Origin of the sequence: Synechococcus sp. R55.8, assembly GCF_047461895.1 — a bacterium.
In the GTDB taxonomy this organism is placed as follows: domain Bacteria; phylum Cyanobacteriota; class Cyanobacteriia; order Thermostichales; family Thermostichaceae; genus Thermostichus.
Genome location: NZ_JANSIB010000081.1, coordinates 1 through 14,267, shown reverse-complemented (window position 1 = coordinate 14,267; position 14,267 = coordinate 1). Strand labels below are relative to the sequence as shown.

At 56.2% G+C, this 14,267-nt stretch carries 13 protein-coding genes; 5 read left to right on the top strand and 8 right to left on the bottom strand.

The genetic code is table 11. The features are described from left to right. The 7 genes from NW829_RS09035 to NW829_RS09005 all read right to left on the bottom strand — a co-directional run. The coding region (locus tag NW829_RS09035; protein WP_414416918.1) for a class I SAM-dependent methyltransferase at positions 1 to 1,152 on the bottom strand (1,152 nt) is incomplete at its 3' end. A 30-nt stretch (positions 1,153 to 1,182) separates the two neighbouring features. Beyond that, positions 1,183 to 2,295, bottom strand: coding sequence for a glycosyl transferase (locus NW829_RS09030; protein ID WP_414416917.1), 1,113 nt, complete (start codon positions 2,293 to 2,295; stop codon positions 1,183 to 1,185). Positions 2,296 to 2,305: 10 nt separating this feature from the next. Beyond that, on the bottom strand, positions 2,306 to 3,205 hold the full coding sequence (locus tag NW829_RS09025) for a DMT family transporter (RefSeq protein WP_414413950.1): 900 nt from the start codon (positions 3,203 to 3,205) through the stop codon (positions 2,306 to 2,308). Next, positions 3,205 to 3,552 (bottom strand): hypothetical protein, encoded by a 348-nt coding sequence (locus NW829_RS09020; protein ID WP_414413951.1) that lies wholly within the window; start codon positions 3,550 to 3,552, stop codon positions 3,205 to 3,207. Before NW829_RS09020 ends, NW829_RS09025 begins: the two co-directional genes overlap by 1 nt. 60 nt (positions 3,553 to 3,612) lie before the next feature. Then, on the bottom strand, positions 3,613 to 3,894 hold the full coding sequence (locus NW829_RS09015; RefSeq protein WP_011432432.1) for a hypothetical protein: 282 nt from the start codon (positions 3,892 to 3,894) through the stop codon (positions 3,613 to 3,615). A gap of 114 nt (positions 3,895 to 4,008) precedes the next feature. Beyond that, entirely contained in the window at positions 4,009 to 5,016 is a 1,008-nt protein-coding gene (locus tag NW829_RS09010; protein ID WP_414416916.1) for a leishmanolysin-related zinc metalloendopeptidase, read from the bottom strand. 220 nt (positions 5,017 to 5,236) lie between these two features. Then, complete coding sequence (locus NW829_RS09005; protein ID WP_414331929.1) at positions 5,237 to 5,707, bottom strand: hypothetical protein; 471 nt, start codon at positions 5,705 to 5,707, stop codon at positions 5,237 to 5,239. 584 nt (positions 5,708 to 6,291) lie between these two features. On the opposite strand from NW829_RS09005, the gene NW829_RS09000 reads away from it, so the two are divergent. From NW829_RS09000 to NW829_RS08980, 5 genes are all read left to right on the top strand, one after another. Continuing rightward, positions 6,292 to 7,260 (top strand): isopenicillin N synthase family dioxygenase, encoded by a 969-nt coding sequence (locus tag NW829_RS09000; protein WP_414413953.1) that lies wholly within the window; start codon positions 6,292 to 6,294, stop codon positions 7,258 to 7,260. Between the two features lie 18 nt (positions 7,261 to 7,278). Beyond that, positions 7,279 to 7,953: a cysteine hydrolase family protein gene (locus NW829_RS08995; RefSeq protein ID WP_414416915.1), complete on the top strand. Its 675-nt coding sequence runs from the start codon at positions 7,279 to 7,281 to the stop codon at positions 7,951 to 7,953. Positions 7,954 to 7,987: 34 nt separating this feature from the next. Beyond that, positions 7,988 to 10,195: a phosphoketolase gene (locus NW829_RS08990; protein WP_414416914.1), complete on the top strand. Its 2,208-nt coding sequence runs from the start codon at positions 7,988 to 7,990 to the stop codon at positions 10,193 to 10,195. 85 nt (positions 10,196 to 10,280) lie between these two features. Beyond that, entirely contained in the window at positions 10,281 to 11,594 is a 1,314-nt protein-coding gene (locus NW829_RS08985; RefSeq protein ID WP_414416913.1) for an AAA family ATPase, read from the top strand. Then, the gene (locus NW829_RS08980; protein WP_414384042.1) at positions 11,587 to 12,237 is read left to right on the top strand and encodes a Rho termination factor; all 651 of its coding nucleotides are present in this window, start codon (positions 11,587 to 11,589) and stop codon (positions 12,235 to 12,237) included. Before NW829_RS08985 ends, NW829_RS08980 begins: the two co-directional genes overlap by 8 nt. A gap of 297 nt (positions 12,238 to 12,534) precedes the next feature. Here the strand turns inward: NW829_RS08980 and NW829_RS08975 are convergent, their stop codons facing one another. Continuing rightward, entirely contained in the window at positions 12,535 to 14,088 is a 1,554-nt protein-coding gene (locus tag NW829_RS08975) for an RAMP superfamily CRISPR-associated protein (protein ID WP_414416912.1), read from the bottom strand. Positions 14,089 to 14,267 lie beyond the last annotated feature (179 nt).

Genomic DNA, 14,267 nt, shown 5'->3' with positions numbered 1-14,267 from the left:
GGCTTTCACTGCCGTTGGCCCCTGCAACAGGGATCCCAGCCAAGCCATCTGAGGGGCTGAGATGGTCAGACGCCCATAGCTGGATCCCGGCCAATTCATAGCAAACTCCAGCTTTTTCTCGTGAGCTTTGGCAAAGTTTTGGCGAAATTCGACGTTGTCGGCCAGGATGGGGTTGAGCTGCACTCTGCCCCCCAGCCAATCGGCGTCGCTCCAGGGCAAGACCAAGGAAGAGCCAGGGTGTTCTGCCCAAAAGTCAATGAGGCGATGGTTGGGGTAGATCAGCTCATAAAAGTGATTCTGGTCGGCAGGCGAGAGTTTGTCCAGCTCGGCTTGCAGCCAGGGGGGCATGGCCCTCTCTTTGAACAAAAGCGCCGGATCCCAGTCGGCATAGTCCACCAGACAAACCAGGCCCAGCTCAGCTTCCTCGAGCATGCGCATCAGGTCGGGGATCAGGAAGCCCTTGTCTCCTGGCAAGAGGTAGTTGGCCCGGATGTTGGTGTCGTCTTTGTAGATCTCAGGGTTCCAGCGCAGGGCTGCCCGCATTTCGTCTGAGGCCAAACTGGCCATGAATTCCCGTACCCGCTGACAGGCCTCAGGAGTGGGTAGATCAAACAGCCCCAGCAGCCGAAACGCCTCTTGCATGCGGAAGATGACCTCCCGCTGGTAGGCGTGGTGCAGGTTGGCCCGCAGGATCCCGTCAGGTTTGAGAACCCGCTTGAGGGCTTTTAGCCCCGCCACCGGATCGTCCAGCAGATAGAGCACATCGTTGAGGCTGATGAAGTCAAATTCCAACCCCAACTGTTCGATATCCAACAGGTCGAGAACATACAACTCCACCTCTCCAAAACCGTGGTAGCGCAAGCGTCGCTCCGTCACCCGTACCGATTCTGCTGACAGGTCGCACACCACCAGCCGCGCCCCTGGATTGGCCTCCGCCAGGATCAACGTTTCCCAGCCAGAGCCGCAGCCGGCATTCAAAATCAGAGCGCCTTCGCTGGGCACAATGGCGCGGGTGCGGGCGTATTGGGCGGTGGTCAAACTTAGGCGGTACAACCCGTCAATGGCGTTGCGGCCCGAGGCCTCAATCGCCACATTGGGGTAGGGCAATTCTTCGTACAGTTGCCGCAGAGATTCTGTCGAGCTGCTGGCCATGGGATCCGCTGCAGGAAGCTGCCCTTTATGCTACCCGGCATCCCTTCCCCGCAGGAATGCCTCTAAGGCAGCAGCCAGGGTTTCATTCCCCTGCAGATCCAATCCATCCGGCCTCTGGGGTGGGTGGGCGGGATCCCGCAAAAAGTCCCAGGATCCTTGAAAAAACTCCTCTGGCGAGAGAATGCGATGCCAGCCATAGCGCCGCAAACCCTCAACCAGCAACGGTGACTCGGCAAACCCAGAGCGGACGACACAGGCCATGGACGTGCGGCTGCGCAGGGCCTCCGCCAAAGTGCCATAGCCCGGCTTGGACACCACCCAGCGGCAGAGGGGCATCACATCCACCGGTCGCCACACCCGCCCATCCAAAACCCGCAAGTTGGGCAAGGGGGGAGCTTCCGGATCAAAGGTGAGAAACTGCCAGTCGGGAAAATCTTGGAGCCGCTCGTAAGGAAACCCCTGCACCCCCAGCCCGCCAAAGGTAAACAAAGCCCTGGGTTGCTCCGGGTGTAACCCCAACTGGGCGGCAACCTCCTCCGGCCCGTAGCGGGGATCCGATCCCGTCAGCCCCACCTCCCGCTGATGCGGGAAGGCGCTAGTGCTCCGCACCGCTGACGCGACCATGCTCTCGCTAAAGGGCAGGCGAAACAGAAGGTCACATTGCCCATAGAGCTCCCGAACCCAGGCCACAAACGGTTGAAACTCAGGGCCGTATTCTTGGTAGATGAAATCCCAGCCAAAATTACTGGCCATCCAGCAAGGGATCCCAGCAGCCTGGGCAATGGCTACAGCAATGGGCGGCACATCCGCCAACACCAAAGGCACCCCCTGGGCTCGAATGAAATCCGCTTCTTCTCGAACAAGCTCCGCAGCGCTGGCTTTAAACGCCTTGAGGGCAGCCAACGTAGCCGGCAGATCCGCTTGCAGCCCATCCGGCTGCACCACCCCCACATCCAACGCCCGCGGCCGATGGAGAAACTTCCCCTCCACGTAACGCTCCAGGAGCCAGCGGGGAGCCGGCGTAACAAAGATGGGCAGAACATGGGGATCCCGCCGCAGCAAAGCATTCACGACCGCCGCCAGACGGGTAACGTGCCCAAACCCGTGAGCTGTTGCCGCCACATACAGAGGAACGGGATTCATCGCGACCACCTCAAGACAGAACAGGATCTGCGGGGGACTTTTCCCTACGGGATCCCCACAGATTGCTGGCCAAAATCAGACCCAGGCCCAGCACGGATCCCAGCGCAATCCTCTCGCCCAACAGCACCGCAATCAACCCCAACGACAAAAAGGGCGTCACATACACCCAGTTGGCCAGGGATCCCCGGTGGCCCGCCAACTCCAGAGCCCGCAGCCAAAATACAAAAGTCAGGCCCATCTCCGCCAGACCAATGTAAGCCGCCCAACCCAGCCCCGCAACTGTCCAAGAGACCTCCTGAAACGGCAGCAGTAGCAGGCCATAGAGGCTGCCGAAGAGAAACCCCATAAACAGCTTCAGCACCGCATCTCGCCCATCCCGCACATTGAGCAGCCAGTAGAGCGCCCAGATTCCAGAGCTGCCCACCGCCAGCAGCACCCCCCAGGGATCCCCCGCCTGCAAGGTGCCCCAGGATCCCCCCGTAGCCACCAGCACCACCCCCAGCAGGCTCACCCCCAAGGCCAACACCAGCCGCCAACGGAAGCGCTCTCCCAGCAGCGGCACCGCCAGAAGAGCCAGCACCAGCGGCCAAGTGTAATTCAGAGCCATCGCCGCCTGAGCCGACAGACGGTCATAAGCCTGGAACAACACCCCATAGTAGCCGAAGGGGTTGAGCAGCCCCTGAAGAGCCGATAGGCGGACTTGGGATCCCTTCTGCTTGCCGAGGAACCCTGCCCGCCCTGTAACCACCAAAACGATCCCCAGGATCAGGCAAGAGCTAAAGGCCGAAAAAATCAGCAGAACCGTCGGCGACAGGTGCTGCAACCCAAACTTAAAAGCGCTGGCAGCCGTAGCCCAGCCCAAGATGGCCGCCGCCAGGTAAGCATATGCTCGCCAGGGATCCCTAGGCATCAAAAGCTGTCGAGATTGCTGTCCTCTGGCTTCGACTTAGCTCCGGTGGGAAGGCCCAGCCGCGGTGCCACCACCCAGGCATAGAGCAGATAGCCCAGCCCCGCCACCACTGCCCACCTGAGAACGGTGCCGAAAACCCGGAAGAACAGCCCAACCAGAAGAATACAGCCCAGAATGGCGAAGACCGTCACCAGTGGACGCCCCCAAGTCTCAACCCAAGCTCGGACGGCACTTTTCCCCTGAGACGCAACGGATGTTCCCGACTCCCGAGAGGCTGCAGCCGCCTGCTCCAGTTCACGCTCAAGCTGTTTCAGCCGTTCTTGTTCTGAGAAAGAGAGATCGGACATAGAGAGCAGTCTCCAGCGGTGTCACCTCCATCTTACGAGCTGCTCCCGAAGATGGGCAGACTAAGCCCGCGCCGAAGGGATCTCCTGAACCATAGCCCGGAACACATCCAAAGCCGGGCCAGGGCGACGGTTAGGACGCGGAGCCGAGATCTCATTGGGCACAAAAGGCTTCTCCACCACCACCTTGGGCTTGTTGGCAGGAGCAGTTGCTGTAGCCGCAGGAGCAGAGCTGGGAGAAGCTGGTGCAGAACGAAAAGGCCCGGTAACAAAATCCACCAAGCCGCCGAAGAGAATGCCGAAAAAGGAGAACAGGCCGCCGAAAAGCTTCTTGAGGATACCCATGGCTCATTGCAAAGAAATGAGGTGAGAGATTGTCGAAGTTGTGAAGTTATACAACTCGACCTTCATTATTGTTAAGAAGCAGCATCTTGGCCATGAGTAAATATGCTCTTTTTCTCAGGGATCCCCCACCCGCCTGCCCTCGGCGTCAAATCGCTGTAGGGGTAGGGTCAACTCCAGCTCTTGCAGCTCCAAAGGTTGAGAGACCCCCCTGCCGCGCCCCAAAGCAAAGCCATCCGCCGCTGCCGGGTTCACGTCATAGCCGATATCTGCCATTGCTTCGACGGTGAGAATGCTTAAGGGGTTGGCTACCCCCCGGTCGATGCGGCTGGTCATCAGCTCGCGGCCCAAGACGCTCTCCCGCCAATGGGAATCTCGGGATCCCTCCCCAAACTCGTTTTCTAAAGGAACAGAGGGCGCGTTTCCTCCCAGCGTGGCGAAGGCGCTGACTGCCCTGGGGCCGATGAAGCGGGGATCGTAGCCAGGGGGCGTAGGCTGATCCCGTCCCACCAAGCCCACCGTTAGCCCCTTGGGATCCCAGACGATGGGCAAGAAGCCCAAGGCATGGCCCAACTCGTGCAGGGCGGTAATGGGCAGATCCCCTCGTTCTTCCAGGGCAGATAGATTTTGACTGTTAAACAGAACTACGGAGTAAAAAGGCAGACCATTAGAGGCCCGTACAAAACAGGGAGCAGCTCCCCCCAAAATTCGCTCGTTGCCGAGATTTCTGGCCCGCACCTCCACCAACAGATCGTCGATGGGGAAATTGAGTGGCGTGCTGGGAAACCCTCGATCGCATTCGTCGGCCCGAATAGTGGTGGGGGGCAGATCCGGCTGGTCGCCAACGATGAGCTGTTGCCAGCGCAGAGCAGCACTGCGGATGATCGACTGCTGGGTAGGAGTGAGACTGTTGTCGGGAAAGCGAACGTCAATGGTGAACTGGGAAACAGGGGCAGCCGTCGGCAAGGGCAAAGAGGTAGGAACGACAGTCGGAGTAGGGGTGAGAACGACAGTTGGAGTAGAAGTGGGAATGACGGTTGGAATGGGAGTGGGAATGACACTCACAGAAGAGGAGCCACCACTTCCCCCGCAGGCCTTGAGCGCCAGTACCAGAAGCACAGCCACCAGGGATCCAAGCAGACGCAGACCCCATACTTTCCCCAGAAGCTGTCGCTGCCCCGAAAAAACCTTCACACCACCCCCAAACGCAAAGAGCCTCACGGCCCAGTTGGATCATACCGGCTGCAACCATCCTCCCGAGCATGATTTGCGTCACACCGCACCGGTCAACTTCAAGGCCAGGAAGAGATGGGTTTGGAGGTCTATATTTTCAGGTCAGGATCTCTCAATCTGAGGAGTCGGAAGAGTTTTCCTCTTCTATGCCCCAGCCCGCAGCCAAAACATCCACCGCTGCCCGCAGCGCCTGGTTATCCCCCAAGAGCTCCTCGGGATCCGAACGCGGCTCCACCAGGGGAACCAAGCGCAGAATACGTCCGTCCTGAACCAAGTCGATAACCACGCCCGGCTGCTCCTTGCCCAGGTTGGCAATCTCTTCTTCGGAAGCGGGATCCCGCAGACAGGCATAGTCAAAGCTGTTCACATTTAAGTAGAGGCTACGGTTTACCACCAGTGTGGCAGCAGTGGGATCCTGAAAAACATCCACCACGCAGCCTTCCCCTTGCTTCCGCACTGAGCCATCGACGATATCGAAGTAGCGAACACGGGCCAAATCGGATAGGAGTCGGTAAATATCCCGCTTGTTCACCAAAGTTCCCGTATTCACAATACAGGGGGCACAGGGATGAGTGTCTGTCATAGAGCAGTCGGTCTCGAAAGGTCAACAGATTGAGAGTAGGCAAAAGGAAAGCAACATCAACAGTGTCTGCAAACTATCTCCGAAAACATCAGTCCTCGGCAATTCTAGGCGCGGTTATGGTTGACAAGCAACAGGTATCCGTAACTTTACAAAAACTTTAATCAGCTAAAAAAGAGAGAAGTAGCCTGCCCTGCTTTATCCAGTTAACCCAGTGCAACAACAGAACAACTCGCTCCATTCCGCCTACCCAGGGCTCAGACTGCTCTCAAGGCAAAATCAATCCATAGCTTTGCTTCTATCGACTTTATCACAGCCTTCCAAAAAGGGCACAGGCCACTACAAGGTGCAATCTCCAGACAAAAGGGACAGAGGCTGTCCGGCAGGATTCTACCTGCATCTTGTGGGAAGGCAAGTAGCTGAGCAGCTTTAGACTCTAGATATTGTAGATAGATATTGTAGATGAACCCCGAACAGACCGTCTTCGATTCAGAACTCTCCCCTTGGCTTCTTAGGAAGGATAGCATAGGACACCAAGCCCGCTGCCTAGAAATAGCGTTGACTCTTCGCCGGAGACGACTTTTGCCGTGGTAACCACTCCCCAACGCCAGACTCTGCCGGTTGTCGATTTTGCCGCCTTTCAAAACGGAACGTCAGGTGAGCGGGAGCAGTTTGTCCGCCAGGTGGGGGAAGCGCTGCAACAGATTGGCTTTTTTGCCTTGGTTAACCATGGCCTATCGCCGGAATTGATCCGGGAAGCCTATGAAGCCGCAGAAGCCGTTTTTCTTTTGCCAGAGCCAACCAAGAGAGCCTATGAGGATCCGGCGCTGCTGGGGCAACGAGGGTACACCCCCTTTGGCAAAGAACACGCTAAAGATCATCCCTATCCTGACATGAAAGAGTTTTGGCACATCGGGCGCGAAGGGGATCCCCACCTTCCTGCCAACATCTGGCCTCGGGAGGTGCCCCAATTTCGCAGGGTGATGCTAGAGCTGTTCGCCCAATTGGAAACCTGTGCCCAGGGACTGTTGCAAGCAATCTCTCTGTATCTGGGGGAGCCTGCCGAATACCTGCCCAAAGCGGCGGAAGGAGGAGCCAATCTCTTGCGGGTGATTCATTATCCGCCGATCCCTGCTGAAGCCCCTCCCCAGAGTTTACGAGCTGCAGCCCATGAAGACATCAACTTGATTACGCTCTTGTGTGAAGCCACCGCGCCAGGTCTAGAGCTTCTGCAACGAGATGGATCTTGGCTGCCCATTTCGGCCCTCCCTGGTCAGATCATTGTCGATGCCGGGGATATGCTGCAAAACCTCACCAATGGCCTGTTGCGCAGCACCACCCATCGGGTGACCAACCCCGACAACCCTCAAGAATGCCGCTTTTCCATTCCCTTCTTTGTGCATCCGCGGCCAGAGGTGGATCTCACGCCCTTGCCGACTTGTGTGGCCCGCACCGGCGGGATCCCTCGGTTCCCTTCCCTGACTGCCGGAGAATACTTGGCCCAGCGGTTGAGGGAAATCGGCCTGGCCGAGGCAGGATCCCCGCCCCAGCATTGATCCCAACTGGGGGTCTCTATGGTTCGGATCCCGGCCTTGCCCTACAAGTATGAAGTTCCCGGCCTGTCTCAGTTGGCCCTGGTGATCATCGATATGCAGCGAGATTTCCTGGAACCAGGCGGCTTTGGGGAGATGCTGGGCAATGATGTCACCCAACTGGGATCCATTGTGCCCACCCTGGAGGAACTGCTGGACTTCTGTCGTCAGAAGGGCCTAACCATCATCCACACCCTGGAGGGTCACCAGCCAGATCTCTCCGATTGCCCGCCCAGCAAGCGCAAACGCGGCAAGGGATCCCTGACCATTGGGGACGAAGGCCCTATGGGGCGGATTTTGATTCGGGGAGAGCCGGGCAACACCATCATCCCTGAGCTTGCTCCGCTTGCGGGAGAGATCGTCATCCCCAAACCCGGCAAAGGGGCTTTCTACGCCACCGAGCTGCAAGCAATCTTGCAAAAGCGCGGCATCACCCACCTGCTGTTCACCGGGGTAACCACAGAAGTCTGCGTGCAAACCACAATGCGCGAGGCCAATGACCGCGGCTATGAGTGCCTGCTGGTGGAAGATTGCACCGCCAGCTACTTCCCAGAGTTCAAGCAAGCCACCCTGGAGATGATCCGGGCGCAAGGGGGCATCGTCGGCTGGACGAGTTCTGCTCAGAACATCCAAAAAGCGTTATCGGGTTTACAGTGAGTGTGAATAACCCAACAAGCGTGAGGCTGAACCGATGACACTGGCTCAGGAGGCAACTGCCCAAGTCCCCGCCTTTTGCGAAGGGATCCAGTACTTCGGGGATCCCTGGCCGGAATTCGACCGCCTGGGTCAGGCGCCCGCAGTGGATGCTGGCACCGGGAAGCTGAGGGATCCCGGCAGTCGCATGGCCGCCTACCAAACCTTGCTCTATGCCGATGCCTTGCGCTACCTCACCCTGCAAATGACCGCCAGTAAAGCCTCAGGCCATCCGGGCGGATTTGCCAGCCAAGCAGAAGCCTATGCAGCTCTGGTGTACCTGGGCCAGAAGAACATCCCCACCGAAGTTGGGCACCACGCGCCGGGCTTTTACGCGGCCATGTTTTTGGATGGATCCCTGGCCGAGATGGGCATCCACACCGTCGCCGACCTGCGGGCCCGTTTTCGAGAGCGGGAAGGGCTGTTGGGTCACCTCTCTGGCTACATTCCCGGACTGCTGGCGCCGGCTGGGCCGCTGGGGCAGGGGCAGCACTTTGCCATGGCAGGAGCCCTGCTCTATCCAGATCGCCTCTTCCCGGTCACGATTGGGGATGGCGGCCTGGGGGAGCCCTATGTGATGAGCTCCATGATTCACTTTCACACCGCTTTCCCCCAGCGCACCAACTTCCTGCCGGTGCTGGTCTGGAACGGCTACAGCCAAGAGCACCACAGCATGATCTCCACCGCCAGCAACGCCCAGATGGCCGAGTATTGGCGGGGCAACGGCTTTGAGGAAGTGGTGTTGGTGGATGCCAAGGACTTTGACGATGCCCAACAGCCTGGCCCTTACGTCGACAGCACTCAGTTTTCCCTAGAAGCCCGCCTTGCCTTTGCCCAAAGGGTGCTGATCGAAATGGAGCGAGCCATCCAATCAGCCCTGAGCGGACAATTAACGGTTTTCATCCTCAAGCAACTGAAGGGGGCTGGGGTACATGCCAAGGGATCCAAGTCCCACAACCTCTACGGCCACCACACTCTGGATCACCCGGACATTGTGGCGGCTCTGCGGGCGCGGGCCTTACATCCGGCAGCTTGGGCCCTGGTGCGACAAAACTGCCAACGGGCAGCCGGGGGGCCAGCCGCCAAGGTGGCGGTTACAGAGTTCGTTCGGCCTTTGCCGCCTTTGGGATCCCTAAACCTAACGGAGTTTCCCCTAGGGGACAAGCAGGTTTCCACCACGGCCATCGGATCCCTGGTGGTGCAGGTGGGGCAGAAGGATCCCGACTTTTTGGTGGCCAATGCCGACGGCAACGAAGCTTCCGGCATCGCCAATGTGAACCAAGGTCTCAAGGTGATTCACCCCACGGTGGATCCTCTCTACAACCAACAGCCCCAAGGACAAGTCTATGAGCCCCTGAGCGAAGATGCCTGCGCGGGGCTAACGGCGGGCCTAGCCCTCTTCGGCGGGCGCTCCCTGTGGTGCTCCTACGAGTCCTTTGCCGTCAACGGCCTACCCATCTGGCAGACGGTAACCCAAGCCATGGCAGAGCTACGCCGACCCACCCCCTCGGCCATTGCCCTCTTCACTGCCGGCGCTTTGGAACAGGGGCGCAACGGCTGGACCCACCAACGCCCGGAAATTGAGGCCTACCTGGCAGCCATGATGCGCAACGGCAACATCTTTCCCCTCTTCCCGCCGGATGCCAACTGTGCCCAAGCTGCCTACGAATGGGCCCTATCCACCTGCAACAAAGGGATCCCTATCATCGCCAGCAAAACCCCCCTGCCCATCCGCACCACCCTCGAACAAGCCCGCCAAGCAGTAGAGCAGGGCTGCACCGTCCTTCAGGAACTTCCTGGATCCCGCACCGTGGTCTTTGCCGTGGTGGGGGATATGATTCTCCTGCCCGTGTTCGAGGCGGCTGAACAGCTCCAAGCCCAAGGGATCGGCTGCAAAATCGTCTCGGTGATTAACCCCCGCCGTCTGTATCGCCCCGGCGACGTGGCTTGGTCCACCTGTGCTCAGCCAGATGGGGAATTCATGTCCGACCAAGAATTTGCCGCTTGGTTTGCCGGCGAGGCCCTCATCGGCGTAACAGGCGGATCTAGCCTGATGCTCGAACCCTTGATGTTGCGCTATGCCGGCCCGCGGGATTTCTTCGCTTGGAAACGCGGGGAAACCACCGCCACCCCCGCCGAATTGATGGACTACAACGGCCTGACAGCTCAGGCACTGTCAGAACGAGCCAAGCAACTGCTATGCTGAGGGCGAGCTTTTAGCTTGGTTAGCATTGTCCACCTTATTTTTTCCTATGACTGCGGCTAGATATCTCCGAGAGAAGCTTGAGAGGATGTCTCCCACCGAGAGGGTAGAGCGAGTTGTTGTCCAACACTTTGCTTTTCCTCTCCTGCAGGCGCTTGGCTTTGACGACTCGGAAATTAGATATGAATTCGAGACAGGTTGCGGCCAGGTCGATCTCGCAGCAAGAAAGAACGGAGATCCTGAAGATATTTTCTTGAGATCCCCGAAGAATCCCTACTTGCTTTTGGAGGCAAAATCTAGAGCAGTTAATCTCAGAGAAGGATCTTGCTATAGAGATGCAGTTTGTCAGATAGAAAGTTACTTGCTTGCCAAGAACTGCAAATCTGCAAAATGGGGAATTATCACCAATGCAAATAACATCCAGCTTTGGAGGAAGCACGGAAAAGTCGTTCACCCCGCTACAGCAAACCTTGATATTAGCTCAGATAACATTGAGAGCATAGTGCGTAACTTGCGAGACAAGATAGAAAACTATGAGCGCGCTCTGACTGTATGCGTGTATAACAATAAAGGGGGCGTAGGCAAAACAACGACGATCATTAACCTTGCGGCAACACTAGCAACCACAACACTAGCAACCAAGAGAAAAAAGGTCTTAGTTGTTGACTTTGATTCTCAGGGTGATCTGACAAGAAGTTTGGGAGCCACTCCTGGAAAAATTACACTGACGCAATGTTTAAAGGATCCCAAAATAGACATCCATGCCATTGTCCAAACATATAGACTCAAAGGCAAGCAGACTACCCTTCCCATCTTCGACATTATCCCAAGAGACCCTGAGCTGGAGACGTTGACTGATAGCCGGGCAGTAGCATATATCCCAAAGGGAACTCGGCGCCTTCGCGATCTCATTGCTCCTCTTCGCAATGAGTATGATTACATCCTAATCGACTGCCCAACTCAATGGCTTTACTTCAGCCAAAGTGGTGTTTTTGCTGCCGATGTTATTTTGATACCTACCCGCCCCGACGATCTGTCTTCCCTGAATAATGCTGCTAGAGTAATCACCAGCTTTGTTCCAGAAACTGCTAGGTCACGACAGGATGGTGGCCCTATTGCTTTGCCTACCTTTTTCAACGGCGTCTCTTCGGGAAGTGAATACACTATTAGACTAGCTCACGAAGAGATACAGAAGCTTATCAACCAGGAGAAAAGTGTAGATCTACGTCCATATTTCTGGCCGCATTTTAAGAGAGGTAATGAAAACAAAAGCATTTTTAGGATACCTGACTATGCAGTGATATCCTCTGCAAGCTTTGATCGAAGGCCTGCCGTCTTTAATCACAGGAGAGTTTTAGAATACTACCAGAGTCTTGCCCGTGAGTACTTTATCGATGAGTGAGTTTTCAGATCTAGGTAGGTTGGTTAACTTACCCCTTGAGAGCATTACGCCCGCCGATGGGTTTTCTGCTCCCTCCTTCCTTGTTGCCGCAGCCGCAGATCAGCTAAGGGCGACAGGAGGACACAACTGGGTTCCTCTGCTGGTGGTCGAGGCTGGCGACTATCAGTACAAAGCCATTGGTAACCATTTTGTCTATGCAGTTGCTCAAGAAGCGGGACTGGAAAGGCTATGGTGTATCGTTGTCGATCCTGATCCAGAGCAGGTTAAGCAGGCCCAGATTCTCGCCAAAGAAATTGTTCCGAAGGTAAATTTGACCAATACATCGAGAGAGACTATCTTGGCTGCGCTAAGATACCTAGCCGAGCGACCCAGCAGTCCCCTCAAGGGAGTCGATGTAACCATTGCAGCTGCCCGGATTGCAGAGGCGGATAGAAGTTGGTGGCAGGACTTAACCCCCATAACCAAGCTTGGGTGCAAAATTACGCGAGGCAAAAAACTGGATGCCCTATCGGAAGTATTTTTCGTAACTCCTACAGCGTTGCCCCCTACTCTGAAGAAATCATCCAAGAGATCTGCGGCATCCGCTGGCGCGAAGAAAGCGACCTCAACTCGCTCGCGGAAAAAAACAGAGGGAGAGAGCTGAAAGGGATCCCTTCAAAAACATATTCTCCTCTCCACATCACCGAGGCCCGACTCCGCTTGCTGTGGGATGCCTGCCTCAAGCCTCCCTTTGAATGGCTACTGCCACCCAAACAGCCTTGGCCGCTCTCAACAACAGCCTCCATGGCAGGTATGCTCTGCTTACCTAGGACGACCGGATCCATCTGGAGCTCATGCACAGGATGATCACCAGCATCTTGGAGATCGACCTGACCCAAACCGTCCGGTATTATCTTGACCACAGGGATCCCCCCCTTATCGCCTGGATCCTGGGCCGTGATCAAGCGCTCCAGACCTGTTGAAACCCTATGTCTTTCAAGGTTGGCACCACATCGGGATCCAGCACTGTAATCCGACACCGATCCTTGAGTTCCCTAACAGAATACCCAGAGGGTCGATGCTCTGAGCTGCCACACCAATCCGGTCGAGGGTTGGTCTTGGTACTACACACCCCATGTACAATCTCCATCCAAGCCTTGCGATCCTCTGATTCCCAAATGCTGAAGATACACCCCGTCCCCAGATAAGGCTGACTTAAAACCGGGATCCCATATTGTCCGGCCAAACTTCTGATCTGAACCTTGAGGCTGTCGATCAACGGAGCCAATGGCAAGGGCTTGACATTTCTGAGGGTAAATTGGCTGCCCCGAAAGCCTCGGAAGCTGGTGAGTTGATGCGGGGGTCTTCTCCAGCCAGGGCCAAGTCCGCCCAGTTGTTGGGCCAGGTTCAGCAGATCGCCAATCAAGGGCTGAAATGGCTCATTGCATTCAACTTGGATCCCCCAGGTTTCATGGGCGTCACGGGCAGGTATATTGGCGTAGCCATTGGCCAACCCATCCTCAATACTGAGAGCAGGCAATGGATCCGAGGCTTTGTAGCTACACAGCACCAAATCGGCAGGACAACCCAAACCGCCAAAGATTTTGTTAGTTAGCCTTTCAGTGTTCTGTATTCCCAACAAAGGCAAGGCCAAACGAGTAAACCATCCCCGCAGATTGGCCCGTAAAACTTGCGGACTCCAACGATATTGCCCTTGTTGCGTCACCTGACCACTCTGAACTATGTGCTGCTGGATACAGGGCTTCATCCCTTGCAATTCTATCGTCCATTGCCCCACAGGGATCCGTTCTGCTATCCGTCCAAATCCTGCATGGATCCCACGTCCTAGCCCTTGATGGCGCAACATTTCCTTCATCCGCTGAGTAACCCAGCTTTTCTGCTCTTCGGTCGGGATCTCTTTAAGGGTGATGTTGAGAGCATATTTGGGAGCATTCATGCCTTCTCCGGCAGGGATCTGCCATTGTACGCCCAACTTTGGATCCCTTTGATTAAAAACTTGCCAAGGTTGCTGAGGGTTGAGTGGATAAGGCTTGAGGTTAGATTTCTCCAAAAAGAGATTCTCAAACCGGATCTTTCTGGGTAGCCAAGCGGTTTGATTCTCATTCAGTAGCGTCCGCCAAAAGGCTTGCTCATTCGCCGGGATCCTGTCCCAATGTTTCCGCAAATAGTGCAACAAGGATCCTCTCACACTTGAGCCAGGGATCCAGGGTATTCCGGCTGCTTGGGCTGGAAGGATCCCACCTTCAGGAAAGCTACCCCCGCCGATTTGTAGTGGGCTGATCAGCTTGAGATCGCCGATGGATATTGTGCGTGGATCTTTAGTTTTGTTGAGGGCAAAGCAGGGCTTTCCATTCCAGGCTTCCGTAATATCTCTATTAGCCCGACTGTCGGTAATGTCGGAGGTTTGGGGGGTATAGCATTCTTTATCGACATGTTTGGGATCTTCTTTCAGTCCATACCAGCGGGGAGGTTCAGCAGGTAAAAGTTTGCGCATTGTTTAGGATCCTCCATTGTTTTAATCTGAGACAACCTACGAGAGGACTTTTAGAATTCATAGGGCATTTTAGCCCCCTCACCTTCTGAGAAGGTCCGCGACCGGCAACTCCTACACGTTGCAAGTGGCGAACGGCTTCGTGTTTCAACACCTTTACCTTCTGGGAAGGTCTGCGACTG